The organism is Fictibacillus nanhaiensis (genome assembly GCF_019801215.1).
Lineage (GTDB): Bacteria > Bacillota > Bacilli > Bacillales > Fictibacillaceae > Fictibacillus > Fictibacillus nanhaiensis_C.
Map to the genome: position 1 here is coordinate 670513 of NZ_JAHVJO010000001.1, position 26655 is coordinate 697167.

Here is a 26655-nt window from a genome sequence, read left to right on the forward strand (position 1 = left end):
GAGTGGGAAAATGCAGCCCAAACAACAGTTGATGTCATTGAAACCCTACAAACCAGGTAAACCGGTCGAGGAAGTTAAACGTGAATTAGGATTAGAAAAAATCGTAAAGCTCGCATCAAATGAAAATCCGTACGGTTGTTCTGAGCGTGCTAAAGCTAACATCAGAGATGAACTGGAAAACCTTCAAGTATATCCAGATGGTTATGCGGCTGACATCAGAGAGAAGCTTGCTAGTTCTTTACATGTAAAGCCGGATGAAATTATATTTGGAAACGGCTCGGATGAAGTGGTTCAAATCCTTTGCCGAGCATATTTATCACCCAAAACCAACACGGTGATGGCTGCGCCTACTTTTCCTCAATACAGACATAATGCAGTAATCGAAGGAGCAGAAGTACGAGAAATCGAGCTCATTAATGGAAGACATGATCTTGAATCAATGCTTAACGCGATAGACCAAAACACGAAGATTGTCTGGCTATGCAACCCTAACAATCCTACTGGAAACTATATCCCTGAAGATCAGTTTGAAAGCTTTATGAAAAAAGTGCCTTCACATGTCATCGTTGTAAGTGATGAAGCTTATTTTGAGTATGTCGCTGCAGGTGACTATCCAAATACGATATCCTATCTAAAAGAGTATTCTAACCTCGTTATTCTTCGAACGTTTTCAAAAGCACACGGACTTGCTGCACTTAGGATAGGGTATGGAATCGCTGATTGTTCCATCATCGCGTCTATTGAACCGGCAAGAGAACCTTTTAACACTTCTCGACTAGCACAGGCTGCCGCGATAGGTGCTCTTGAGGACCAAGCATTTATTGTTGAATGCAAGATGAGGAACAGAAAAGGTCTAGAACTCTTTTATTCTTTTTGTAAGAGTAAAGGGTTATTCTACTATCCTTCAGAAGCGAACTTTATTCTCATAGATGTTCAATCTGATGCTGACCTTGCTTTTGATTTTCTTTTAAGAAAAGGTTATATCGTACGCTCAGGAAATGCCTTAGGGTTCCCTACTATGATTCGTATTACGATTGGGGAAGAAGAGCATAACAAGGAGATCATTGAACATTTGGAAGAGTATATGGAAACACTCGTTCACAAAGTAAATTAAAAAATCATGCCCGATCTCTTTAAACTAAGGATTTCGGGCTATTTTCACAATTTTCAAAAAAGTGTTGCATTTCAGTAATACTCTATTTATAATGTAGGTAATATGGTTTCTCTCCACTCCTATCCATATTATTCTTTCCTGACAACGCTTACATGTCAGGACTTTTTTTGTTTTATAAGACTTTTTTTCATATAATCCTTCTTTTTATCATAGCTTGTCTTAAAGAGACAAAAGGAGGCGAGCTATGCGGTATATTATTGAGCGACCTTTGCAAAACCTTGGAACAAATACAGTTCTATCCTATCTAGTTGACTCTCAGCAAATCTCCAGTGTAACTCAAGGTCCTCTTAGAATGAACGTGATGAAGATGTCTATGGATGGATTGAAGATGATCCCTGGTCATATCACTCCGTTCTTATCAGTAAATAAGCTGCAAGTTGATGAAGTCAGAAGGCGTCTCAATCACAAGGTTCAAAATGGGACGACCACTATATTGGCTTCTGCCAGAATTAATTACTTGCATGAAGCTGATCATGAGTTGAAGAAAACGAGACATTTGCTCATTTCAAGTTCGATAGATTATTGCATCGGTCTCTCATTATCCCCAGAAAAGATCACTCCAAACTTAATCCGTTATTGCAAAAAGAAAAAAATAGCCTTTATCGAGTTGATCTGTCAAGATTACAGCCAATTAACAACCGTTATATGGGAACGAATAAGAGAAGTCAATTTTCCTTATCAAGCAGTCATTTTTCCTACTTTTCCAGAAACGATCGATGAAAAAAAGAAAAAAACCTGGCAAAAGAAATGGAACGAGCTTGCTTTCAAATTACAAATCCCTACTTTTTCTAAAAATCTAGAAGAGGATGAGCCCCTGCCCCTGCCTTTTTTAAAGCTTGTTGGAATATATCCTAAAAAGGGAGGCCTGTTCTCTGGAAGTGACGCAGATTATTGTCTGCTATCTGCTACAGATTTTAACGAGAAACCAAAAGCTGTAATTGTAAGAGGAACGATTGTATATTCAGAAAATCAAACAGACAACTATCAAGGATTTGGAAAAGAAATTACGATTGTTCAGCCTCATCGTTTTGGAGAATCTCTTGTTTCTCGTGTATAATAAGCACAAGAATACATGGGATAAGGGAGTTTTACGTATTGAATACCATTCAAGATGCGATCAGGCTTGTAGAGCGTGGAGACGTTGAAAAAGGAATGTCTCTTTTAGAGAAGCTAAAACAAAAAGCAACAGATCCAGAACAGTTTGAAATTGCAGAAGTATACCTAGATTGGGGACATACCTCAAAAGCCATGGCGATGTTTAACGATTTGCTAGAGAAATATCCAAATGACGGAGAGCTTCTTGTTTCTATTGCTGAGTGTTGTTTAGATGAAGGTTTGGATGAAAAAGCTATCAGCTATTTAGAAGAAGTGAAAGAAGATGATGATGAGTATTTAAGAGCATTGATCTTACAAGCTGACCTCTATGAAGGGCTGGGATTAACAGAAGTGGCTGAACGAAAACTAGCAGCTGCACGTGAAGTAGATAAACAACATCCATTGCTGGCTTATGCTTTAGGTGATTTTTATTTAAGACAAGGCAAGTTCGATTCCAGTTTGCCATTGCTGCAACAAGCCATTGAAGGTAAGGCTGAGGTTGAAGATCTTGCTCTTCGGTATGCAGAGGCTTTAAGCCGCGCAGGGAAATTTGAAGAGGCATTGCCTTTATATAAAAAAGGGCTCGATCAGCACAAGGAAATTTATAGCTTATTTGGGTATGGAATTACTGCCTATAAAGCTGGTGAATTCAAAGAGGCTATTTCTGCTCTCGAAGAATTAAAAGATATGGATCCTGACTATACAACCTTATACAGTGTCTTATCGGAATCTTATGAAGAAGAAGGAGCTGTAACAGAGGCTTACGAAATCATCCAAGAGGGTTTAAAACGAGATGAACATAACGAAAACATTTACCTTCAGGCTGCGAGACTTGCTTACAAAATGCATAATCCTGAACAAGGAGAAAAATGGGTCAAAGCAGCTTTAGAACTCAACCCGGCGCGTATTGAACCTCTATTGCGTTTAGGAGATCAATATGTTCGTGAAGAAAGGTATGAGGATCTTTTAAGCCTGTATAAACCACTCATAGAAACGAAGGAAGAGATTCCGTTAATGTATTGGCATTTAGCAACAGCAAATAAAGAATTAGAAAAGGATAAAGATGCCGAAATTTGGTATGAAAGAGCAGCTCGAATTTTTCACGATGACCCAGTGTTTTTAGAAGAATTTGCTTATTTTCTCTTGGAAGAAGGCAAGCAATCAGATGCTAAAAAAACACTGTCATTATTGCTTAAATTAAACCCTGGAAGAGATGACATTGAAGATGTTTTAAACCGTTTGGAAGAATTTTAAAACTTTCTGAAGCAAAGAAGGATTTTACGACTAATCGGAGAATATAATTATTATAAAAATGACGTGTTTTTGAATGATGGGGGGATTGCAATGAGCAGCACCGTTTCGGTCCTTGAAAAAAAGGATTTTATCAAATGGTTCCTTAATCATTATCAGTTAAAGAAGCGCGAATGTGTTTGGTTATTAAACTACTTAGTAAGTGATGACCAGTTGATGGAGAAAGTGCACTTTGTAGAAAAGGCAGAATATTGTCCGAAAGCCATTATTATGTCCACACAGTGTACCGACGGGGTTCCATTTCGTTTTTACAAACAGAACGTCTTAACAACTGATGCAGAAAAGTCCTTTCATGATATCCGGCTAAATCAAGAAGAAGAAATTTTCTTAGAACTTAATTTTAATGCTTCTCGTTTAACGCCTGAATATGCTTCTGTATTAGAAGAAAATCCGCACTTGCCTCAAAATATGTCTATGGACAAAAAGTATGGCATATGGGCAGAGATGGTATTAGAGAAGTCTATTGAGGCGTACCGAAAGAATGATATCATGGCCAAAATTGATGAAGCATTAGATCAAAAAGATTATGATTCTTTTACAAAATGGACAAAAGAGTTAAAGAACTTAGAAAAACAGCCTTCTTAAAAGGAAAGGATGACTCAAAAAATGGGTCATCCTTTTTTTGTGTTCTAACTAAACTTTCTCTAGTTTAGGCATAATCCCTCACATAAATCCTCAAAAAAAAACGACACTCTCAAAGTCTCTCATATTCTCTCCGTTTTCCTTACAAAGAAGCGGAAAGCAGAAATTTTTTTCGGTTTTTCTACCTTAAGCCTATTAAACGCAGAAATATGGTACGATAGAATAGCAGTACAACGCGTGAAGGAGACATATGAAATGAAATGGAAAACAAGCGATGGTGATGTATTTTTAAAATCAGGTGAATATGTAGATAGTCTATTAATTCCACTGACTCCTGTGAATTTTAAACAAGATTTTAAAAGCAGTGTAGCGATGGGAGAATATACGGAACTTCTCTGTACAGAAATCGAACGGCAACTGCATGGAAGGCTGTTCTTAGCTCCAAATTTTACATATGTAATGGGAGAAGATAAAGATATTCCCATCCAACAATTAACAAGTTTCCTAGAACATGTTACAAATTCCGGACACTTTAAACACATCTTTTTAGTTAGCAGTGATGTGTATTGGAAGGAATTTGAACATACTACGAAAGGACAGCTCATTTGGGTTCCTGCACTTCCGCTTGAAAGTATGGATGAGAACTATAAATTTGAAGTTGTAAAAGAACAGGTCAAACCGCTGTTTCAGCTCATTTTTAATGAATGGCAACGCGGGATAAATTCGTGATATTTACTGCATGTTCATATTGACAGTAAAAGACAACTTAAGCTATCATGTTTATGTCCTAGTAATATGTGTGTAAAAAGTCCGGATGGACCGTCATTTACAGCATAAGGGGGGGAAAACAATGTCAAAGGAAGATATTTCAAGACGTCAGTTTTTAAATTACACATTAACTGGCGTTGGCGGATTTATGGCTGCCGGCATGCTTATGCCAATGGTCCGTTTCGCCCTTGATCCGATTTTAAAAGAGGGTTCTGATCAAAAAATGGTAGCGGTTACGAGTATGGAAGAGCTATCGAATGAACCAAAGCGTTTTGACTTTAAAATCAAACAAAAAGATGGTTGGTATGAGTCAGATGTAACTCAATCTGCCTGGGTTTATAAAGCGAAGAATGGTGATGTTATCGCACTTTCTCCAATCTGTAAACACTTAGGATGTACGGTAGACTGGAATACAGATCCATCTCACCCAAATCAGTTCTTCTGTCCATGTCATTTAGGCCGTTACACGAAGGACGGAACGAACGTGAAGGGAACTGCGCCACTAGCACCGCTTGATGTATACGACAGCAAGGTGAAAGATGGAAAGCTTTATTTAGGAAAGGCAAAACCAAGAAAGGGGGCGTAATGAATGCTACAAAAGATTTATGACTGGGTAGATGAGCGCCTGGATATTACGCCGCTTTGGAGAGATGTTGCAGACCATGAAGTACCTGAACACGTAAACCCCGCGCATCATTTTTCTGCGTTCGTTTACTGTTTTGGCGGATTAACGTTCTTTATCACGGTTATTCAAATTCTTTCAGGTATGTTTTTAACGATGTATTATGTTCCTGATATCGTGAATGCATGGGAATCCGTATATTACCTGCAAAATGAAGTGGCATTTGGAGTTATTGTACGCGGAATGCACCATTGGGGCGCAAGCCTTGTAATCGTAATGATGTTCTTACATACATTGCGCGTATTTTTCCAGGGAGCTTATAAAAAGCCTAGAGAATTAAACTGGGTTGTTGGAGTACTTATTTTCTTTGTAATGTTAGGTTTAGGATTCACAGGTTATCTATTACCTTGGGATATGAAAGCATTATTTGCAACAAAAGTAGGGATCGAGATCGCCATGACCATTCCGGTCGTTGGACCTATCGCTAAAACATTCCTTGCTGGTGGAGAGATTATTGGAGCTCAGACGCTTACGCGATTCTTTGCGATTCACGTATTCTTCCTTCCTGCAGCACTGTTAGGCTTGATGGGTGCCCACTTCTTAATGATCCGTAAACAAGGTATTTCCGGACCGTTGTAAAAACGAGCAAAGATTTTAATAGTTTCATGAGAGCAAAGGAGGGAAATATATGCATCGCGGTAAAGGAATGAAGTTTGTCGGAGACTCTCGTGTCCCTGCTGAACGTAAACCTAATATCCCTAAGGATTATTCAGAATTTCCAGGGAAAACAGAAGCGTTCTGGCCAAACTTCCTTTTAAAAGAATGGATGGTTGGTGCCGTATTCTTAATCGGATACCTCGTATTGACCATCGTTCATGAATCTCCTTTGGAGAAAAAAGCTGATCCTACCGATGCCGGATATATTCCTCTACCAGACTGGTACTTCCTATTTTTATACCAGCTCTTGAAGTACAAGTATGCGGCAGGGGATTATGTTCTTATCGGTACTGTTATTATACCTGGTCTAGCTTTTGGTGCTTTAATGTTGGCACCATTTCTTGACACTGGTTTGGAGAGACGTCCATCTAAACGTCCAATTGCTACCGGGTTGATGTTATTGGGTTTGATCGCTACTACATATTTAACTTGGGAATCCGTTGTGAACCATGATTGGGAAAAAGCGAAGACTCAAGGGAAAATTGTTGATGTAAGCTTTGATCAAAATGATCCAGGTTATCAGATTTACCAACAGCAAAGCTGTGTAGGCTGTCATGGTAACACTTTAACAGGTGGTGCATCTGGACCTTCCTTGATTGGGACAGGATTAAAGCCTGAAGAGATCAGCAAGATCGCAATAGAAGGTAAGCCTCCTGGCATGCCGCCAAATGCGTTTAAAGGATCTGATGAAGAGCTTAAACAATTAGCTGAATTCATCTCTAAACTTGAACAGAAGTAAGTAAAAGCCGGCTCGGTATGGGTCGGCTTTTTTCTAAATGAAAAGGAGATATACAATGTCTTGGATTTTTACGATCATCAAGGAACGATGGTTCTTAAAAATGCTTTTATGGATTAATATACTTGGCACGATATATGGATACTATTGGTACAACTCCCAGCTGCAAGACACACCGTGGTATTTTTTACTCTTTGTTCCTGATAGTCCAACAGCATCCTTATTTTTTGTGTTCGTACTTTTAGGTTTTATTTTTAATAAACAATCTGGATTGATCGAAGCACTCGCGGTAACCACGTTGTTCAAGTACGGAATTTGGGCTGTAGGAATGAATCTAGCCGGTGCTTTCGTTGGTAGCCCGTTAAACTTTGTGAATTACATGCTAATATTTTCTCATCTAGGTATGGCTGTACAAGGACTTTTATTTGCTCCCTTTTATAAAATAAAAGACTGGCATGTTGCCATTGCTGCTATTTGGTTACTTCACAATGAAATCATAGATTACGTTTTTGATATGATGCCGAGATATACCGTTTTAGATCCTTACCAAGATATCATCGGTTATTTAACTTTCTGGCTTTCTGTTATCGCAATCGTTTTATTATGGAGAATAAGAAAGTCATAGCTTCTATCCTTTAAACAGGTATAACCTTGTCCAATCTCTCATACTTTTTAGTATAAGGGTACAGGAGGGACAACGGATGAGAAGGTTAGGATGGGCGATTGCCGTTATAAGTTTTGCTTTAGGACTTGTCATACCAGTACATGCAACAAATCATACATCAGATGAAGTGAAAGAATGGTCTGAAATTAATGAACTTACGAGTGAGATCTGGGAACTGGGAAAATTAGAACGGTATAACGAGGCGGCTGATGTGCTAAAGTTCACTTCAGATAACATGACTCACATTGAAGAAGTGTTATCCTTAAGACCTGATCAGCAGCGATTAGTTGAATATACTTTTTCTGAGGCTGTAACATCTCTTCAAAATCCAGAATGGTCAAAAGAGAAAAAGCTTAATAAACTAACTGAAGTCCGTCTTTTAGTCGATGCTCTTCAAACAAGCTATGAGCCATTGTGGAAAAAGACTGGGCTGATGATGCTAGAACCGTTTATATCAATGAAAAAAGGAATCGGGAAGAATGATTCCGCTATGTTTCATCAAGCTGCTAACCTTTTACTTGAACGATATGAGACGTTAAGACCAGCATTAACTGTTGATCTTAAGTCTGATGAAATCGACATGCTGGACGAACATGTGTCTTACGTAGATCGTAATCGAAACGAAATACTCTCAGAGGTCGAACATCAAAAACATCTTGAAGTGATTTCAGCTGATTTTGAAGCATTATTCTTTGCCAAAAAAGATAATTCCGAGCCTTCCCTGTTTTGGCTTATCTTTTCGATTGGCGGTATTATTTCATCTACATTATTTTATGTAGGATGGAGAAAATACAAAGGGGATAAAGAGGAAGAAGAAGCACTACGCGTCCCTCAAAAGAGATAACTAAATAGGCGTTATCTTTGACAACCTAGTGGGCAAAATCGTAAAATGAATGTAAAGTAACTTAAGCTTTTTAATTTGGAGGAATGCAGAAATGGGTGGATTTTTAATCTACTTCGCCATCTTGCTTATTGTTCCCATTTGGGCACAAATGAGGGTGAAAAGTACGTATAAAAAATATTCAAAAGTAGCGAACAGCACTGGAAAAACGGGTGCAGAAGTTGCAAGAGAAATATTGAATGAGAACGGATTATTCGATGTTCAAGTTGAACCTGTAAGAGGAATGTTATCGGATCATTATGATCCTCGTAAAAAAGTAGTTCGTTTATCCGAAGATAACTATTATGGCTCTTCGATTGCTGGAGCTGCTGTTGCTGCCCATGAAGTGGGCCATGCCATTCAAGATGCTGAAGGGTACGCGTTCTTGCGCTTCAGACATGCTCTTGTACCTGTTGCTAATATAGGATCGAATTTTTCGTTTTTCCTCATTCTAGGAGGTATGCTGCTTGGAGCTATGAACCTTCTCTTGTTGGGAATCATCTTTATGGCTGTAGCCGTCCTGTTCCAGTTTGTAACTTTGCCAGTCGAATTCAATGCTAGCTCTCGTGCAATGGATCAAATTGTTTCAACCGGTATGATTCGCAACAATGAAGAAAGAGGAGCAAGAAAAGTATTAAATGCTGCAGCGTTAACATATGTTGCAGGAGCACTCGTTGCCCTTCTAGAACTAGCACGCTTTATCTTTATGTTTCTTGGAATGAACTCAGAGGACTAAAAAGACTAAAAAAACTCCCGATTTGGGAGTTTTTTCTATTATCTTCCTATCGGATTTTTATCAGCATCAAGTGTAAATCCTTCGCCTATGACCTCGTGGACATCATTTACCGTAACAAAAGCATGTGGATCTATTCTCTCGATCACCTGTTTTAAACGTACGATCTCATTTTTTGCGATTACACAATAAAGAACTTCTCTAAGTTGCCCAGTAAATGTTCCTTTACCATTTAATAGAGTTGCACCCCTGTCAAGCTCGTTCATAATATCTGCTGCGATTTCTGCGTTTTTCTCAGATACGACCATAACGGCTTTTCCAGCGTAAGCTCCTTCTTGCATAAAATCAATCACACGTGCTCCGATAAAAACAGCTACTAAAGTGTACATGGCTTCCCGATAATTTAAATAGACAAGTGAGATGGCGATGACCATAAAATCAAAGATAAACATTGTCTTACCCATACTCCAGCCTAAAAATTTATGCCCGAGACGTGCGATGATATCAACACCGCCTGTTGTCCCTCCAAATCGGAATATGATTCCAAGACCCACTCCGATAAATACCCCGGCAAAAAGGGCTGCTAATGTCATGTCTTCCTTTAATTCAATCGTTATTGAGGAATAACGCTGAAACACAAATAAGAATACAGATACAGCAACAGTGCCGATAATGGTATAGATAAAGGCATTTCTTCCTAGAAGTTTCCATCCTACAAAGAATAACGGTATGTTCAAAGCAAGATTTGAATAGGAAGGATCAATAGAAAATAAAAAATATAGAATAAGAGTGATTCCTGTAAAACCACCTTCTGCCAGATTATTTGTCATATTGATATGTACAATTCCGAATGAAAAAATTGCAGATCCTAAAAGAATATAAAAAATATTTTTTAGTTTGATCGGATAAATCATATTATGCCTCTTTTCTTGTTGAGTAAGACTTGAACTTTCGCTTCTGACTCCCTATTATAATCAAAATTTCATGAAATTTGTCAAACATAAAAAATACCGATAACATAAAGGTGGAACTAAAATGAAAGAGGAGTGTCAACACCATGGCAAACCGTACGTTAAAAGAGAGTCAGGACGTTGTAGATCAATACATATCGCAATTTAAAGAGGGCTATTTCAGCCCGCTTGCAATGATCGCCAGATTAACAGAAGAACTTGGCGAACTTGCAAGAGAAGTTAATCACCACTATGGAGAAAAACCAAAAAAGTCGACAGAAGAAGCTAAAACAGTGGAAGAAGAACTAGGAGACATGTTTTTTGTATTAATATGTCTTGCGAATTCATTAAACATAAATTTAGATGATGCACTAAGCACCGTAATGAATAAATTTCAAACTCGAGACAAAGATAGATGGACAAAGATCGATGAAGGAGAGACGAACCATGAATAAAGTAAAGATTATCCTGGCTGGTCCAAGGGGAAAGATGGGTCTAGAAGCGTTAAAGATGATTTCAGAGACACCGCAGTTTGAACTTGTTGCGGCGATCGATTCTAGAAATGACGGATTACAAGTAAAAGATCTCACTGGTGCTCCTAATTCAATGGATGCAACCGTGTATGACGACATAGAAAGATGTTTAGATGCCATTCAAGCGGATGTATTGATCGATCTGACAAAACCGGACATCGGAAAGAGGCATCTGGAGATCGCGTTGAACTACGGAGTTAGAACTGTTATCGGAACGACAGGATTCACCAATGAAGATCTTGAACGCTTATCACAGCTTGCCCATGATAAAAAGACAGGGGCAATCATTGCACCTAACTTCGCCATCGGTGCTATTCTTATGATGAAATTTTCACAGATGGCAGCTAAATACCTCCCAGATATTGAGATCATCGAGAAGCATCATGATCAAAAACTGGACGCACCATCAGGAACAGCACTAAAAACTGCTCAATTAATTACTGAAGTTCGAGAGGCGAAGGGACAGGGACATCCTGATGAAACAGAAGAGTTAACAGGGTCTAGGGGAGCAGAGTGGCAAGGAATTCGAATTCATAGTGTGAGGCTTCCTGGTCTTGTTGCACATCAGGAAGTAATGTTTGGCGGAGAAGGCCAGTTACTGACCATTCGCCACGATTCTATGAACAGAGCTTCGTTTATGCCTGGAGTGAAAATGGCAATAGAACATGTAATGCACATTGAAGGCCTTGTGTATGGTCTTGAAAATATAATGGAATAAGAGGGGTTAAGATGAAAATAGCTCTTATTGCGCACGATAAGAAGAAAAACGATATGATCAATTTCACAGTGGCATATGCTCCTATCCTAAAAGATCACACATTATTTGCTACTGGAACGACGGGTTCTAAAATAAAAGAAGCGACTAATCTTCCAATCAGACGATTCCAATCAGGTCCATTAGGCGGTGATCAGCAGATCGGAGCTTTAATCGCAGAGAATGAACTCGATCTTGTTCTGTTCTTCAGAGACCCATTGACCGCTCAACCTCATGAACCTGATGTATCTGCATTGATGCGTCTATGTGATGTTTATCAGATACCCCTCGCCACAAATGTTGCGAGTGCGGAACTCTTCATTCGTTCATTAGAACGAGGAGATTTAGACTGGCGCAAAATTATCGATGAAAGAGAGTCAGAGAATCAATGAATCTAAATAACTGGCTTGTATTCGGTGCACATGCAGACGATGTGGAGATCGGGATGGGAGCTACAATAAAAAAAGAAACGATAAGAGGCCGTAACGTTACTATTTGTGACTTGACCGAGGCTGAACTTTCTTCTAATGGCAACGTTGATATCCGGAAGAAAGAAGCTGAAGACGCTTCTACGATTTTAGGTGTTCAAAAAAGGATTAACTTAAACCTTCCTGATCGGGGTCTTTATATACACGAAGAGTACATCATGCATCTCGTTACTTGTATACGGAAGGAAAAACCTGAATATGTTTTTGCGCCATACTGGGTTGATAGACATCCCGATCATGGAAATTGTTCCAGGTTAGTAAAAGAAGCTGTTTTTTCTGCAGGTATCAAAAAGATAAACGATAGAGACAATCTGCCTGCTCATAAGGTAAAAAAAGTCTTCTATTATTTCATAAACAGCACAGAAAAACCAACCCTTCTCGTAGATGTAAGTGAGACTTATTCTTTTAAGCTCCAGGCGCTAAATGCATATCCTTCCCAATTTATTAAAACCGTTGGCAGTGTTGATACACCTTTGACAAACGGATATATCGAACGAGTAGAAGCACGTGATAGACTGTTTGGATTTGAGGCAGGAAGAGCTTATGCTGAAGGTTTTATTACGGAACAAACGTTTGTTGCAGACTATCTATAAGGAGAACGTTATGAAGTTAAAAATAGGAATCACTTGCTATCCTACTGTAGGAGGATCGGGAGTGGTTGCAACTGAACTAGGAAAACTATTAGCTGAAAAAGGGCATGAGATTCATTTTATTACATCAAGTATCCCATTTCGGCTAGGTAAATTTTATCCGAATATCTTTTTTCATGAGGTAGAAGTGAACCATTATTCTGTTTTTAAGTACCCTCCCTATGATCTTGCACTTGCAAGCAAGATGGCAGAGGTGATAAAAAGAGAAAAACTGGATATTCTTCACGTGCATTATGCTGTTCCTCATGCTGTGTGTGCAGTACTTGCTAAACAGATGGTTGACGACAATATTAAGATCGTAACAACTCTTCATGGAACGGATATTACGGTTTTAGGCTACGACCCATCGCTAAGTGAAATGATTAGATTCGGTATCGATAAATCCGATGTGGTCACAGCTGTTTCTCATCAGCTCAAAGAAGATACAGAAAAACTCTTAAACATACAAAAAGACATCATCCCAGTACATAACTTTGTTGATGAACGCGTGTATTATAGACAGGATAATTACACGGAACTCAAGAAGACATATGGCATACAAGAAGACGAAAAAGTCATCGTTCATATTTCTAATTTCAGACCAGTTAAGCGCATAAAGGACGTCATTAAATCTTTCTCTTTGATTAGAAAAGAGATCTCTTCCAAGCTCCTATTAATAGGAAATGGTCCTGAACTGACTGTCGCATGTGAACTTGTTCGGGAACTTAACTTGGAAGAAGATGTTCTATTCCTAGGAAAACAAGAAAACGTCGGCGAACTTTTCTCGATTTGCGATCTTAAACTTTTGTTATCTGAAAAAGAAAGTTTTGGATTGGTGCTCTTAGAAGCGATGGCGTGTGGCGTACCGGTTATCGGGACTCGAATAGGTGGTATTCCTGAGGTGATCGTTGACGGAGAGACGGGATTTATGGTTGATGTTGGAGACACGAATGAAGTTGCTAAGAAAGCCATTTCTCTTTTGAAAAATGATGAAATGCACAACCAATTTCGAAAAAATGCGGTAGAACATGTAAGGGAAAACTTTTTATCAGAAAAAATCGTGAGTATTTACGAAGACATTTATAACTCTTTAGTAAAGGGTTGAGTTCATATGAACGAATTGTTTCAAGAAGCTTCTTACGTAATAGAGCAGATTGAAAAAGAAGGCTACAAAGCCTATTACGTTGGTGGATGTGTGCGTGATTATTGCTTAAAAAAACCGATAAAAGATATTGATATTGCATCCAACGCGAAACCTGAAGATATCCAAAGAATCTTTCCAAAAACGATTCCTGTCGGGATCGAGCATGGAACCGTCATTGTTCGCCATAATCATGTGTCTTATGAAGTAACAACCTTTCGAAAAGAAGATCAATACAAAGATTATCGAAGACCTTCACAAGTTTGGTTTGTAGACGAATTAGAAGAAGATCTATCAAGGCGAGACTTTACCTTCAATGCAATGGCAATGGACAAGTCATATAAGCTTATCGATCCTTTTCACGGCAGAATGGACCTGAAGAAACAGGAAATTAGAACGGTCGGAGATCCTGATCATCGTTTTTCAGAAGATCCTCTGCGTCTTATGCGTGCTTGCAGATTTATGAGCGTGTATAACATGGACATTGAGGAAAGAACGAGGGCTGCAATCGGCAATCATGCTCCTTTGTTAAAAAAAATATCAACCGAAAGAATCACGGCGGAATTTAGGAAATTATTAGAAGGTGAGCAAGCAGGAAAAGCATTGGAATTTATGCAAAGCTCTCATGTTGCGCACTATTTGCCACACCCCATTAAAGAACAAAAGAACGGGAATATGCTCACCTTCGATTGGTGTTCTCTTAAACATGAAGAACAAAGATGGGCAGCTGTGATTATTCTCTCTAAAGTGAATGACCGTAGAGATTTTCTTAAGAAATGGAAGATTCCTAATCCATTATCAAAAGCTGTTTTGGACGTTGTTGAGGCAACTTATACCGATTCGTGGTCCAAGATGAAGCTATATGAAACCTCTCTGAAGACTGCCTTATTAGGTTTACAAATACGTTGTCTACTAAACGGTGCTCCATACCATGAAAAGGCAGAACGATTAAAACAGACAGCGTCCGAGATTCCCATTTCTTCTAGAAGTGATATCCCATTAAGGGGTGAGGATATTTTATCTATAAAAAAAGAGGTACCTGGTGAATGGGTTGGTCAGCTTTTTCAAGAGATGGAAAAGGAAATTGTTGAAGGAGAATTACCTCTTTCTGAAAGTGAGCTTATTGAATGGGTACGAAGGTGGGAACGATTATGAAAGAAGCATTGTTGCACATGTTGACAGAAAATGAAGGTGAGTTTGTCTCCGGACAGCAGATAAGCGATAAGCTAAACTGTTCAAGAACGGCGATTTGGAAACATGTTTCAGAGCTTAGAAAGAACGGCTATACCATTGAAGCGGTTCAGAAAAGAGGGTACCGTTTATTGACCTCACCAGATCTTGTTACATCTGAAGAGGTTTCTTTATATACAGGGAAAGGAACCTTTGGAAAAAAATTCTCCTATCATTTATCTGTAAAGAGTACTCAGGAGATTGCCCATTCTTTAGCAAGAGAAGGAGCCGTTGAAGGAAGTATCGTTCTTGCTGATGAACAAACAGGTGGCAGAGGCAGATTAGGGAGAGCGTGGCAATCGCCATCAGGAACGGGAATCTGGATGAGTCTTATTCTGCGCCCAAAGATTCCTTTGCAAAAAGCACCGCAGCTCACCTTGCTGATCGCGGTAGCCGCATCGAAAGCGATTGAAAAGGTGACAGGTCTCGAAGCTGCGATTAAATGGCCGAACGATCTATTGATCAACGGAAAAAAAGTGGCAGGGATCTTAACAGAACTGCAGGCAGAAGCAGACTCTATCCATTCGGTTATTGTTGGTATCGGCATCAATGTCAATCAAGAAAAAAAACATTTTACAGAAGAAATTGCTGAAATCGCAACAAGTCTGGCGATTGAGGGTAACAAAACGTATAAACGTGCAGAAATCGTCGGTTCCATCTTAACCGAGATCGAGAGCTTGTATCAAAGTTACCTTCAAAATGGATTTGGAGTAATTAAATTACTTTGGGAAGCGCGTGCCTTCAGCCTAGGTAAACGAATAACAGCAAGATCTGTTTCAGGTTCTATAACAGGTTATGCAAAAGGGATAACAGATGAAGGTGTGTTGCTTCTTGAGGATGACCAAGGCGAGATTCATTCGATCTATTCTGCTGATATTGAATTTCCTTCTCATAACGCATAAGTCCATGATAATATGAGTATATAGGCGGTATCCAGCTTAGGAACTGCACTTGAAATGAGCGAAATTCCAGAACAAAAACCACATATCTGCCTAGATCCAAAAAAGGACCGGGACAGAGGAAGCAAACAAAAAAACGTCTAGGGATGTTTCCTATGCCTTCTTCCTCTTTGGAAGAAGGTTTTTTGCACTCTGGCCCTGTTAAAAAACAGGGAGGAAATAAAATGAAAACAACAAAAAGCTTTCTCAAAATGAAAAGAGACGGTGAGAAAATTACGATGGTAACCGCATACGATTATCCATCGGCGGTAATCTGCGAAAAAGCAGAGATGGATCTGCTGTTAGTCGGAGATTCACTCGGAATGGTCGTTTTAGGGTATGAATCTACAATTCCTGTAACAATGGAAGATATGATTCATCATACAAAAGCGGTGAAACGAGGAGCTCCAAACACATTTATCGTTACAGATATGCCTTTTATGACTTATCATGGATCAATTGATGAGACGTTAAAAAATGCAAGAAGAATCATGCAGGAAAGCGGTGCGTCAGCTGTAAAGCTTGAAGGTGGAAAACATGTCATCCGCACAATCGAAGTTCTGACTGACGCCGGCGTTCCTGTAATGGGCCATCTCGGGCTAACACCACAAATGGTCGGTGTAATGGGCGGATATAGTGTGCAGGCAAAAGGCGAAGAAGAAGCAAACCGGCTAGTAGAAGAAAGTCTTTTGTTAGAAAATGCAGGGGCTTTCGCCGTTGTGCTCGAGTGTGTGCCTCAGCAGCTTGCTGAGATCGTATCCAAAAGGTTGAACATACCAGTGATCGGTATAGGTGCAGGGAAGCATACTGATGGTCAGGTTCTTGTCTATCACGATATGATCGGATATGGCTTTCATCATATTCCTAAATTTGTGAAGGCATATGGAAATGTTAAAGATGTAATGATGGAAGGACTTATGAAGTATAAAAAAGATGTTCAGCAAATGAAGTTTCCACAAGAAGACCACAGCTTCAACATGAAGGCTGAAACACTTGACCGTTTGTATGGGGGAGTAAAGTAATGAAAATAGTGAAAAGCACCCAAGTCATGCAAAAAGAAATGAATCTGGAAAAAACAGCTGGAAAAACGATCGGATTTGTTCCAACAATGGGTTATCTGCACGAAGGTCATCTTTCTCTGATAAAACAAGCAAAAGAAGAATGTGACATAATCGTCGTCAGCATTTTTGTTAATCCTCTGCAGTTTGGTCCGAACGAAGATTTTGACCGTTATCCGAGAGATTTTGAACGTGACAAAAAACTTGCTGAAGAGGCGGGAGCAGATGTTCTTTTTTGTCCCGAAACAAAAGACATGTATCCAGAAGAGCCTGTCGTAACCGTTTCTGTTAATAGGCGTGTTGATGCACTTTGCGGGAAGACCCGAATAGGTCATTTTGATGGTGTTGCGACCGTTCTTACAAAACTATTCAACATCGTTTCTCCGAATAAAGCTTTTTTTGGAATGAAAGATGCCCAGCAAGTTGCCGTCGTTACAGGTCTAGTTGAGGACTTTAATATTCAAGTAGAGATTATTGGGTGTGAAACAAAACGAGAAGCGGATGGTCTAGCGATGAGTTCAAGGAATGTCTACCTTGACGAAAACGAAAGAAAAGAAGCTCTTCATCTGTTCCAATCGTTATCGAGAGCACAAGATTGGCTCTTGAAGTATGATAGTGGTGACACAGAACAAAAGATGATAAAATACTTGGAGGAACACACGAGCGGTTCTGTAGAATATTGCAAGATATTATCGTATCCAGAGCTTCTTCCTCCAACCAAAAGTGACAAGCGGCTCATCTTCGCTGTCAGTGTGAAGTTTAACAAAGCTCGTTTAATTGATAATGTCATCATAGACAATATGTTCATAAAAACAGAGAGTGAGGAAGAAACATGTTCCGTACATTAATGAAAGCAAAAATACATCGTGCAACTGTAACAGAATCCAACTTAAACTATGTTGGCAGCATAACGATCGATGAAGACATACTAGATGCAGTGGATATGATACCGAACGAAAAAGTCCAAATTGTAAATAATAATAATGGTGCTCGTTTTGAGACATATATCATCCCTGGAAAAAGAGGTTCTGGTGTGATGTGCTTAAATGGTGCAGCTGCTAGACTCGTTCAAGAAGGCGATACAATCATTGTTATCTCTTATGCCATGTTTGACGAAGCAGAAGCCAAAAATCATCAGCCGAAAGTAGCAATCATGGATAAAAATAACAACATACAAGATATGATAGGTGTTGAACCTGAGGCTACAATCTATTAATAATCATTTTTTTAAATATATAGCCACAGGGGAATGAGGTGAATTGGGTATGACACGACGATTTGTCGTTATCGATTTTGAAACAACAGGAAATTCAGCAGCTAAAGGAGACCGGATTATCCAAATTGGTGCGGTCGCGGTTGAGGCAGGAAAGATAACGGACAGATTTTCAACGTTTATCCAGCCAGGCGTTCCCATCCCCCCTTTTATCGAGCAATTAACAGGTATAACGGATGATATGGTAAAAGATGCTCCGTTATTTGAAGAAGTGGCGCCAAAGCTCCTTCAGATGTTAGAAGGAGCTTATTTTGTTGCGCATAACGTTATGTTTGATTATTCGTTTTTGCAAGGGGAGCTTGATCGGTCTGGTTATTCCCCTCTTTCAATGCCTCTGATCGATACGGTTGAGCTGTCAAGACTTCTTCTTTTAGGTGCCGATGGTTATCAGCTAGGAATGCTTGCAGATTACTTAGGACTTGAGCATGAGAACCCGCATCAAGCTGACAGTGATGCGGAAGTAACGGCAATGCTTCTTATGCATCTGCTTGAGAAACTTGAGAACCTGCCGTTGTTGACGCTTGAGCGTCTGACTCCGTTTCTAAAAAAATTGCAAAGCTCTTTAGAGAGCATTGTTAACGAAATGATTGGAGAAAAATCAGCTTTTTTAGCGGATGAAGAAACGTATGATTTTTATCGCAAATTGGCGCTTAAAAAGAAAATGATCCAATCAGATGCCCAAATTGAAGAGGAAGACCAAGTAGAACTAGAAAATATTGATGTTCAACATCAACTTAAAAACCATATGAAACATTATGAGGTGCGCGAGAGTCAGCAGAAGATGGTTGAGCTTGTAGATGAAGCATTAGAGACAAGTCAGCACCTTGTAATCGAGGCAGGTACGGGAGTAGGGAAATCATTAGGGTATCTCATTCCCGGTATCCGTTTTGCAAAAGAGAAGGACCGCCCCCTTGTTGTTTCTACACACACCGTTCAACTACAGCAACAATTGCTGGAACGAGATGTTCCGCTGTTAAAAAAAATTATGCCGTTTGATTTTTCAGCAACTTTATTAAAAGGCAGAAATCATTATTTGTGCTTGAGAAAGTTTGAGCATACATTAATGGATCATCATGATGATAATTACGATATGAATTTTACAAAAGCTCAACTGATCATATGGCTGACAGAAACGGAACAAGGGGATGTTGAAGAACTTTCAATGGCTTCTGGCGGAAAATTGTTTTGGAATACGGTAAAAAGTGATGCGAATTCTTGTTTGAACCATCGTTGTCCATGGTTTTCCAGATGCTTCTATCACAAGCAAAGAAGAGCAGCGCATGAATCAGACTTGGTCATTACGAACCATGCTTTGTTGTTTACAGATTTGAAGTCTGATTCTCAGCTTCTGCCTTCTTATAAAGAAGCAGTGCTGGATGAAGCACATCATATTGAAGAAGTTGTAAGCGATCATTTTGGTAAAGAATCCGATTATTTTACCTTTCAAAAGCTATTAGACCGGCTTTCTACTACAGATGGCGATGGGATGATGAACACGTTAAGAGAGCTTAGCGATCTTCTTGAAGTTCCTCAATATGAGAAGTATTTTACGAAATGGGACACCTTGTTCTTGGAAGTGAAGAACGAACTCGATGATATGTTCAAACAAATAAAATCCATTTGTGTAACGAAAGCGAGATCTTCACGCTCTTCAGAATTAACGAAATTAACCCTTCGATATACGAAAGAAGATGTGGAATCAAGTGCTTGGGAGCCTGTTCTTGAAATGAGTGAGAGAGCACGTCAGTTTATAACCGATCTAGTACGGCCGGTAAAACGCCTTTTAAAGAGTCTTGATCAATATGAAGAACATTTAACGGTAAAACAAAAAGGATTTCTAGTGGATATTGAAGGCTTGATGAATGATCTGCATGATGAAGTGACAGATCTGCATCATCTTCTGTCTTGTCCGCTTTCTCAGGAAGTATATTGGATGGAAGCTGAGCCAAAAGGACCAAGACACGCCGTTACTCTTTACGCCAAACCAGTTGAAATCGATCAACTATTAGCAGATGAATTTTTTGGCAAAAAAAGCAGTATTGTCATGACTTCTGCTACGATGAGTGTAAAAAAATCGTTCCGTTATATAACTGAACGATTAGGACTGCTTGATTTTGGCCCATTGAACGCTCAGCTCCCTTCTCCTTTTGAATATGAGAAGCAGGCAAGACTGATGGTGCCAACGGATATCCCGCTGATTAATGAAGTCGACCAGAAAACATTCGTCGAAAGAATATCGTCCTCTCTTTACGAGATAGCAAAAGTGACGAAAGGACGTATGCTCGTTTTATTTACATCATACGATATGCTAAAAGAAACACATACAGCGTTTAAAGCTCTGATGAATCAAGAAGAGTTTGTTTTAATTGCACAAGGAGTGGACAGCGGAAGTCGTGCACGTCTCACAAAGAACTTTCAGCGATTTGATAACAGCATTCTTTTCGGAACAAGCAGCTTTTGGGAAGGCATCGATATCCCAGGAGATGATCTATCTTGTCTCGTCATTATTCGACTGCCGTTTACACCTCCGGATCAGCCCGTGATGGCTGCCAAAAGTGAAAAACTGAAGGCTGAGGGAGGAAATCCATTCTATGATCTCTCACTCCCACAAGCCATAATTCGTTTTAAACAAGGATTCGGACGTCTAGTTAGAAGCGGAAGAGACAAAGGAGCTGTGTTTGTTTTTGATCGCCGGGTAATTGAAACGAGATATGGCAAATCATTTATTCAGTCGCTGCCAAAACTGCCGGTTTCTATTAAACCTGTGAATGATCTAGTAGAAGAACTTCGAGAATGGATGGATTAACAAGGAAAAGGAGAAGAAATACACTTCTCTTTTTTTCTTTATTTAAAGCATGAATCGCGGTTTTTTCAGCATTCTAAAGTACCACTTTAATCGAAATTCTGATATAGTAAACAAGGATAAGTTTCATTGTAGGGAGGAAGAACAGTGGAAAGTAAAATTGAAGTTCTTTCGACAGTTAAGGTTGATAAGTCTAGTGATTTGTATAAGGTAGTATCTGAACTGAACAAAACATTGAAACATCAAGATTTAATGTTTGGGTTGGCGTTAGATGAAGAGAATAATAACAAGATGATTTTTACGATCTATCGCACGTAGAGAGGCTGAAATATGGGAAAAAAGTGGATACTTATTGTAGTTGGGCTTCTTATCATTGCCAGCTGGCAAGTTTACTATCTTTATAACGGAGTTCATGCAAAACCGCAGGAAAATGAAGCTAAAGCGGCAGAGATCGCAAAAAAAGAAAAAAATCTTGTGTCTGTTACAAATGTTGAGCACTTTTATAAGAACGAAACTTATTATGTTGTAGAAGGCAAAAACGATAATGGCACAGACATGATTGTTTGGGTGGGAGAAGATCAAGACGTTTTCTCTGAGATCGCTAAAAAAGGATTAACAAAAGAACAAATGATCGATTATGTTAAGAAAAACCACAATGCTAAAAAGATCATCGACAGCCGCTTAGGAATGGAAGACGAGATTCCATTATGGGAAGTGGTGTTTATAGACGATCAAAATCGCTATACCTATTATTATGGATATTTCGAAACAGGGAAACGATATGAAATCTATCGTCTTAAAGAATCGGAACAATAAATAACAGTGGAGGGATCATACAAGATGAAGCTTGCAAAACGTGTGGAGGCATTAACTCCTTCAACGACACTAGCAATTACAGCAAAGGCAAATGCATTAAAAGCAGAAGGACATAATGTAATCGCACTAGGTGCAGGAGAGCCGGATTTTAATACTCCAATACATATAATAGAAGCAGCTTATCAGTCTATGAAAGAAGGACACACGAAATATACGGCTTCTGGCGGACTTCTTTCCCTTAAGAAAGCCATCAGTGACAAGCTGCATCAAGATCAAGGATTAACCTATGATCCTTCTGAGATCATCGTAAGTACGGGAGCAAAACATTCGTTGTATACATTATTCCAAGCGATTCTGGACGAGGGCGACGAAGTCATCATCCCGATCCCATATTGGGTAAGCTACCCGGAACAAGTAAAGTTAGCTGACGGAACGCCTGTCTATCTAGAAGGAAAAGAAGAGAACGAATTTAAGATTACAGCGGAAGATCTTAAAAAATCGATAACCAATCATACGAAAGCACTTGTTTTAAACTCTCCAAGCAACCCGACGGGATCTCTATATTCCGAAGAGGAGCTGCGTGCGATCGGGGAAGTTTGTTTAGAGCATGATGTCTTAATCGTGTCTGATGAGATCTATGAAAAACTCGTTTATGGTGGAGTGAAACATACCTCCATCGCAGAACTATCTCCCGAGTTAAAAAAACAGACGATCATCATTAACGGTTTATCTAAATCACATGCAATGACAGGATGGAGAATCGGTTTCGCTGCTGGAGATGCAAAGATCATTAAAGCGATGACAAACTTAGATAGCCATAGTACATCAAACCCAACTACTCCTTCTCAGTATGGTGCACTTGCGGCTTATAGCGGAACACAGAAACCGGTAGAAGAAATGCGTCAAGCGTTTGAAGAAAGAATGAATAAGGTGTATGACCGGTTGATCACCATCCCTGGGATTACGTGTGTGAAACCGAACGGCGCGTTTTATCTGTTTCCAAATGCAACAGAAGCAGTTAAAATGACGGGATTCTCTTCTGTAGATGAATGGGTAGAAGCTCTTCTAGAAGAAGAAAAGGTAGCACTTGTTCCTGGATCAGGCTTTGGAGCACCGGAGAATGTAAGACTTTCCTATGCTACGAGTTTAGAGACGATCATGGAAGCGTTAGATAGGATCGAACGATTTATTAACTCAAAACGCAAGTAATGATTGATTTTTAGAATGTTGTCATTCATAATTTTTTGGTAGATATTGATATTTAGTACAGTGGAGGTACTTGTAGTGAAAACAACGATAAAAAAGCTAAGTGAACATGTGGGCAAAACCGTAACGATCGGAGCCTGGCTCTCAAATAAACGTTCTTCTGGTAAGATTGCTTTCTTACAGCTTCGCGACGGAACTGGTTTCGTGCAAGGTGTTGTCGTAAAAAGTGAAGTAGGCGAAGAAATCTTTGCAAAAGCGAAGGGACTTACACAAGAATCCAGTCTTTACGTAACAGGAACGGTTAAAGAAGATGAGCGTTCAGCTCTTGGGGTAGAACTTGATGTAACAGATGTTGAAGTGCTTCATCAAGCGGTCGATTATCCGATCACACCGAAAGAACATGGAACAGAATTTTTGATGGATCACCGTCATCTATGGATTCGTTCGAAGCGTCAACACAGCATCTTAAAGATTCGTAACGAGATTATTCATGCAGTGAATGAATTTTTCTATACGAATGACTTTGTAAAAGTAGATCCTCCTATCCTTACAGGAAGCTCTGCTGAAGGGACAACATCACTGTTTCATACAAAGTATTTTGAAGAGGATGCTTACCTTTCTCAAAGCGGGCAGCTCTATATGGAAGCGGCAGCGATGGCACTTGGAAAAGTGTATTCATTCGGTCCGACGTTCCGTGCAGAAAAATCGAAAACACGCCGTCACCTGATCGAATTTTGGATGATCGAACCCGAGATGGCTTTCGTTGAACATGAAGAATCACTAGAGATTCAAGAGCAGTTCATCTCACACATCGTTCAATCCGTTATCAAACGCTGTGAAAACGAGTTGAAGACGCTTGGACGCGATATCTCTAAGTTAGAGAACGTGAAAGCTCCTTTCCCTCGTGTTTCTTATGACGATGCGATTAAGATGTTAAAAGAAAAAGGCTTTGATGATATCGAGTGGGGTGAGGACTTCGGTGCACCGCACGAAACAGCGATCGCGGAGAGCTTTGACAAGCCCGTTTTCATCACGAACTACCCAAAAGATATTAAAGCATTCTACATGAAGCCAGACCCGAACCGAGATGATGTTGTCTTATGTGCAGATTTAATTGCTCCAGAAGGATACGGAGAGATTATCGGAGGAAGTCAGCGTATTGATGACCTTGCACTCATGGAACAGCGTTATGAAGAGCACGGACTTACTGATGATGCTTACAAATGGTATCTGGAGCTTAGAAAATACGGAAGCGTGCCTCATTCAGGATTTGGTCTTGGACTTGAGCGAACGGTAGCCTGGATTTCAGGAGCTGAACATGTGCGTGAAACCATTCCTTTCCCACGTTTACTAAACCGTCTGTACCCTTAAAAACCAAAAAATCTCCCTTTTTAGGGAGATTTTTTCTTATGGTAACGAAAATGCTAAACAGGTGTAATATGCTATACTAGTACAAGAGGTGTTGGAATATGAACGGAATGTTATTTGAAAAATGGATGATGGAAGGATCAATCAGCATTCCTAAAATGCTGCTTAAATCCTATAAAAAAATTGGCTTATCGGACAATGAATGTATGTTGTTCTTGCAGCTACATGTTTATATAGAGTCAGGAAACTATTTTCCTACTCCGCATGAACTGGCAGACAGAATGACGACATCAGCTGATGAGATGTCTTCCATGCTTCGATCATTGATCGGCAGAAATCTTTTAGGCATGGATCAATACGAAGATAAAGATAAAGGTGTCTACTTTGAAGCATATACCTTGCAGCCATTATGGAATAAACTGATCAATTGTTTAAAAGAAGAGGAAATGAAACAGAAAGAATCAAAAAAAGAACAACAAGAACAAAACGTATTCGTATTGTTTGAGAAAGAATTCGGCCGACCTCTCTCCCCGATGGAGCTTGAAACATTAAAGATCTGGATGGATGAAGATCAGCAATCGCCTGAGCTCATTCTAACCGCGCTTAAAGAATCCGTTTTATCGGGAAAACTTAATTTTAGATACATCGACCGCATTTTATTTGAATGGAAGAAAAACGGGATAAAAAGTGCAGAAGCAGCTAAAATGTACGGTGAAAAATTTAGAGTAAGACAGCTGCAAAAATCTGGTCAGTCTGATAAACAAAGAAAAGATACGGGCTTAAAAAGACCTGCTTATAACTGGCTGGAATCGTAAACAAAATAAACAGACCTGGGACGAACCCCTAGGTCTTCTTTTTCATTACAGGGGGCGTATAAACATGTTAAATAACACGCAGATTCAATTTTGTTTAGAACAAATGGAGGACATGTTTCCAGATGCTCACTGCGAACTTCATCATACAAATCCGTTTGAGCTTACGATAGCTGTGCTGTTGTCTGCTCAATGTACAGATGCGCTTGTAAACAAAGTGACTCCTAAATTGTTTGCAAAATATAAAGAACCTCAAGATTACTTAAACGTTTCTCTTGAGGAGCTGCAGGATGATATTCGTTCCATAGGTCTTTATCGAAATAAAGCGAAGAATATCCAAAAATTAAGCGAGCTAGTTTTGAACGAATATGATGGACAGATACCAAAAGATCGGGATGAACTGACAAAACTTCCGGGGGTAGGAAGAAAGACAGCGAACGTCGTTGTTTCCGTAGCCTATGATGTTCCCGCGATTGCTGTTGATACACATGTGGAACGTGTATCAAAACGCCTTGGGATATGCAGGTGGAAAGATTCAGTCATACAAGTGGAAGAAACGCTGATGAAGAAAATCCCAAAGCACCTTTGGAGTGCAACGCATCACCGCCTCATTTTCTTTGGAAGGTATCATTGCAAAGCGCAAAATCCGAACTGTCCTGAATGTCCGCTCCTTTCGATATGCCGTGAAGGAAAGAAACGGATGAATCAGAAAGAGAAGAAGAAATGATTTTGAAATTGACCAGAAGCTGACTCAAATGAGGGAATTTTCATCTCTTGAGTCAGTTTTTTTAAGTGTGTAGTCCTTATTAAATGGGTATAAATGTAAAATTATGTGATGGAGGGCTGTTATTATGTGATGAACATCTTTTTTTATGTGATGAACATCAATTTTTATGTGATTGGCGCATGTTTTTATATGATTGGGACTGATTTTAAATAAGTTAAATCTTTTTGATAAGAGGAGGGGACCATAAATGGAGCAAAATACAGAACAATTGACAGAGATCATTAAAGAGTGGAAGGAAAAAAGTCCTTCTATCGCTGCAAACTTTAAAGAACGCAACCGAGAAAAAGCAAAAGAACCAATGATCTACTTTTTTCAGCAGTTTTTGATGACGCTATTTTGGGGTAACAGGAAAATTGCCAATGAATGGGACTTGTTAAAATGGAAGGAAAGCGTAAAAGAACTGCATCATCTTCCAGTAAATGCGATAGAACGTCTTTCTTTTATAGAAGAACAACCTGATCATTATCACTCCTATATCCAATTAAGTGAATTATTTTCTGAATGGGAAAAGAAAAGTGTCATATCATTAAGGCGAAAATCATAAGGACAAGGACTGTAGACATATGATGAAAGCATGAGATGTGACG

The 26655-nt window shown here is 39.4% G+C and carries 30 protein-coding genes; 29 read left to right on the forward strand and 1 reads right to left on the reverse strand.

Features of this window, described 5'->3' with window-relative positions; translation table 11 throughout:
* Nucleotides 1–10: 10 nt before the first annotated feature.
* The 11 genes from hisC (at nt 11) to KUV80_RS03565 (ending at nt 9285) form a co-directional block, all read left to right on the forward strand.
* Nucleotides 11–1114: a histidinol-phosphate transaminase gene (hisC, locus tag KUV80_RS03515; RefSeq protein WP_222461288.1), complete on the forward strand. Its 1104-nt coding sequence runs from the start codon at nt 11–13 to the stop codon at nt 1112–1114.
* A 244-nt stretch (nt 1115–1358) separates the two neighbouring features.
* Nucleotides 1359–2231, forward strand: coding sequence for a hypothetical protein (locus tag KUV80_RS03520; RefSeq protein WP_222461289.1), 873 nt, complete (start codon nt 1359–1361; stop codon nt 2229–2231).
* A gap of 38 nt (nt 2232–2269) precedes the next feature.
* The gene (locus KUV80_RS03525; RefSeq protein ID WP_222461290.1) at nt 2270–3523 is read left to right on the forward strand and encodes a tetratricopeptide repeat protein; all 1254 of its coding nucleotides are present in this window, start codon (nt 2270–2272) and stop codon (nt 3521–3523) included.
* A gap of 90 nt (nt 3524–3613) precedes the next feature.
* On the forward strand, nt 3614–4165 hold the full coding sequence (locus tag KUV80_RS03530) for a ReoY family proteolytic degradation factor (RefSeq protein ID WP_222461291.1): 552 nt from the start codon (nt 3614–3616) through the stop codon (nt 4163–4165).
* A 252-nt stretch (nt 4166–4417) separates the two neighbouring features.
* Nucleotides 4418–4891, forward strand: coding sequence for a YpiF family protein (locus KUV80_RS03535; RefSeq protein WP_222461292.1), 474 nt, complete (start codon nt 4418–4420; stop codon nt 4889–4891).
* A gap of 121 nt (nt 4892–5012) precedes the next feature.
* A complete protein-coding gene (locus KUV80_RS03540) occupies nt 5013–5516 on the forward strand; it encodes a ubiquinol-cytochrome c reductase iron-sulfur subunit (protein WP_222461293.1) in 504 nt (167 codons plus the stop codon).
* Between the two features lie 3 nt (nt 5517–5519).
* The gene (qcrB, locus tag KUV80_RS03545) at nt 5520–6191 is read left to right on the forward strand and encodes a menaquinol-cytochrome c reductase cytochrome b subunit (protein ID WP_066241815.1); all 672 of its coding nucleotides are present in this window, start codon (nt 5520–5522) and stop codon (nt 6189–6191) included.
* 49 nt (nt 6192–6240) lie between these two features.
* Nucleotides 6241–7008 carry a menaquinol-cytochrome c reductase cytochrome b/c subunit gene (locus KUV80_RS03550; protein WP_222461294.1) on the forward strand — a complete coding sequence of 256 codons (768 nt, stop codon included), beginning with the start codon at nt 6241–6243 and terminating at the stop codon, nt 7006–7008.
* A 55-nt stretch (nt 7009–7063) separates the two neighbouring features.
* The gene (locus tag KUV80_RS03555; RefSeq protein ID WP_222461295.1) at nt 7064–7630 is read left to right on the forward strand and encodes a DUF1405 domain-containing protein; all 567 of its coding nucleotides are present in this window, start codon (nt 7064–7066) and stop codon (nt 7628–7630) included.
* A 76-nt stretch (nt 7631–7706) separates the two neighbouring features.
* Complete coding sequence (locus tag KUV80_RS03560; RefSeq protein ID WP_222461296.1) at nt 7707–8513, forward strand: sporulation protein YpjB; 807 nt, start codon at nt 7707–7709, stop codon at nt 8511–8513.
* 91 nt (nt 8514–8604) lie between these two features.
* Nucleotides 8605–9285 (forward strand): zinc metallopeptidase, encoded by a 681-nt coding sequence (locus KUV80_RS03565; protein WP_222461297.1) that lies wholly within the window; start codon nt 8605–8607, stop codon nt 9283–9285.
* A 38-nt stretch (nt 9286–9323) separates the two neighbouring features.
* On the opposite strand, the gene KUV80_RS03570 is transcribed toward KUV80_RS03565, so the two are convergent.
* Nucleotides 9324–10196, reverse strand: a complete 873-nt coding sequence (locus KUV80_RS03570; protein WP_222461298.1) for a YitT family protein — start codon at nt 10194–10196, stop codon at nt 9324–9326.
* Between the two features lie 143 nt (nt 10197–10339).
* Between KUV80_RS03570 and KUV80_RS03575 the strand changes: the two genes are divergently transcribed.
* The 18 genes from KUV80_RS03575 to KUV80_RS03660 all read left to right on the forward strand — a co-directional run bounded on the left by KUV80_RS03575 (nt 10340) and on the right by KUV80_RS03660 (nt 26612).
* On the forward strand, nt 10340–10687 hold the full coding sequence (locus tag KUV80_RS03575) for a nucleotide pyrophosphohydrolase (protein ID WP_222461299.1): 348 nt from the start codon (nt 10340–10342) through the stop codon (nt 10685–10687).
* Entirely contained in the window at nt 10680–11483 is an 804-nt protein-coding gene (gene dapB, locus KUV80_RS03580; RefSeq protein ID WP_222461300.1) for a 4-hydroxy-tetrahydrodipicolinate reductase, read from the forward strand. Before KUV80_RS03575 ends, dapB begins: the two co-directional genes overlap by 8 nt.
* A gap of 11 nt (nt 11484–11494) precedes the next feature.
* Entirely contained in the window at nt 11495–11911 is a 417-nt protein-coding gene (gene mgsA / locus KUV80_RS03585; RefSeq protein ID WP_222461301.1) for a methylglyoxal synthase, read from the forward strand.
* Complete coding sequence (bshB1, locus tag KUV80_RS03590; RefSeq protein ID WP_222461302.1) at nt 11908–12600, forward strand: bacillithiol biosynthesis deacetylase BshB1; 693 nt, start codon at nt 11908–11910, stop codon at nt 12598–12600. The genes mgsA and bshB1 overlap by 4 nt, the downstream gene beginning before the upstream one ends.
* 10 nt (nt 12601–12610) lie before the next feature.
* Nucleotides 12611–13741, forward strand: a complete 1131-nt coding sequence (bshA, locus tag KUV80_RS03595; protein ID WP_222461303.1) for an N-acetyl-alpha-D-glucosaminyl L-malate synthase BshA — start codon at nt 12611–12613, stop codon at nt 13739–13741.
* A gap of 6 nt (nt 13742–13747) precedes the next feature.
* Nucleotides 13748–14932 carry a CCA tRNA nucleotidyltransferase gene (locus KUV80_RS03600; protein WP_222461304.1) on the forward strand — a complete coding sequence of 395 codons (1185 nt, stop codon included), beginning with the start codon at nt 13748–13750 and terminating at the stop codon, nt 14930–14932.
* Nucleotides 14929–15909 carry a biotin--[acetyl-CoA-carboxylase] ligase gene (locus KUV80_RS03605; protein ID WP_246625013.1) on the forward strand — a complete coding sequence of 327 codons (981 nt, stop codon included), beginning with the start codon at nt 14929–14931 and terminating at the stop codon, nt 15907–15909. The genes KUV80_RS03600 and KUV80_RS03605 overlap by 4 nt, the downstream gene beginning before the upstream one ends.
* Nucleotides 15910–16130: 221 nt before the next feature.
* On the forward strand, nt 16131–16967 hold the full coding sequence (panB, locus tag KUV80_RS03610) for a 3-methyl-2-oxobutanoate hydroxymethyltransferase (RefSeq protein ID WP_222461306.1): 837 nt from the start codon (nt 16131–16133) through the stop codon (nt 16965–16967).
* Nucleotides 16967–17851, forward strand: coding sequence for a pantoate--beta-alanine ligase (gene panC, locus KUV80_RS03615; protein WP_222461307.1), 885 nt, complete (start codon nt 16967–16969; stop codon nt 17849–17851). The genes panB and panC overlap by 1 nt, the downstream gene beginning before the upstream one ends.
* A complete protein-coding gene (gene panD / locus KUV80_RS03620; protein ID WP_222461308.1) occupies nt 17836–18219 on the forward strand; it encodes an aspartate 1-decarboxylase in 384 nt (127 codons plus the stop codon). The genes panC and panD overlap by 16 nt, the downstream gene beginning before the upstream one ends.
* A gap of 49 nt (nt 18220–18268) precedes the next feature.
* Nucleotides 18269–21082: an ATP-dependent DNA helicase DinG gene (gene dinG / locus KUV80_RS03625; RefSeq protein WP_222461309.1), complete on the forward strand. Its 2814-nt coding sequence runs from the start codon at nt 18269–18271 to the stop codon at nt 21080–21082.
* 144 nt (nt 21083–21226) lie between these two features.
* Entirely contained in the window at nt 21227–21397 is a 171-nt protein-coding gene (locus KUV80_RS03630) for a YpmA family protein (RefSeq protein WP_222461310.1), read from the forward strand.
* 12 nt (nt 21398–21409) lie between these two features.
* Nucleotides 21410–21895, forward strand: a complete 486-nt coding sequence (locus KUV80_RS03635; RefSeq protein ID WP_222461311.1) for a DUF5590 domain-containing protein — start codon at nt 21410–21412, stop codon at nt 21893–21895.
* A 24-nt stretch (nt 21896–21919) separates the two neighbouring features.
* Complete coding sequence (locus KUV80_RS03640) at nt 21920–23104, forward strand: pyridoxal phosphate-dependent aminotransferase (RefSeq protein WP_222461312.1); 1185 nt, start codon at nt 21920–21922, stop codon at nt 23102–23104.
* A 75-nt stretch (nt 23105–23179) separates the two neighbouring features.
* Nucleotides 23180–24472, forward strand: a complete 1293-nt coding sequence (asnS, locus tag KUV80_RS03645; RefSeq protein WP_222461313.1) for an asparagine--tRNA ligase — start codon at nt 23180–23182, stop codon at nt 24470–24472.
* A gap of 98 nt (nt 24473–24570) precedes the next feature.
* Nucleotides 24571–25284 (forward strand): DnaD domain-containing protein, encoded by a 714-nt coding sequence (locus tag KUV80_RS03650; protein ID WP_246625015.1) that lies wholly within the window; start codon nt 24571–24573, stop codon nt 25282–25284.
* 64 nt (nt 25285–25348) lie between these two features.
* Complete coding sequence (gene nth, locus KUV80_RS03655; protein ID WP_222461314.1) at nt 25349–26008, forward strand: endonuclease III; 660 nt, start codon at nt 25349–25351, stop codon at nt 26006–26008.
* 247 nt (nt 26009–26255) lie between these two features.
* Nucleotides 26256–26612 (forward strand): YpoC family protein, encoded by a 357-nt coding sequence (locus KUV80_RS03660; protein ID WP_222461315.1) that lies wholly within the window; start codon nt 26256–26258, stop codon nt 26610–26612.
* Nucleotides 26613–26655 lie beyond the last annotated feature (43 nt).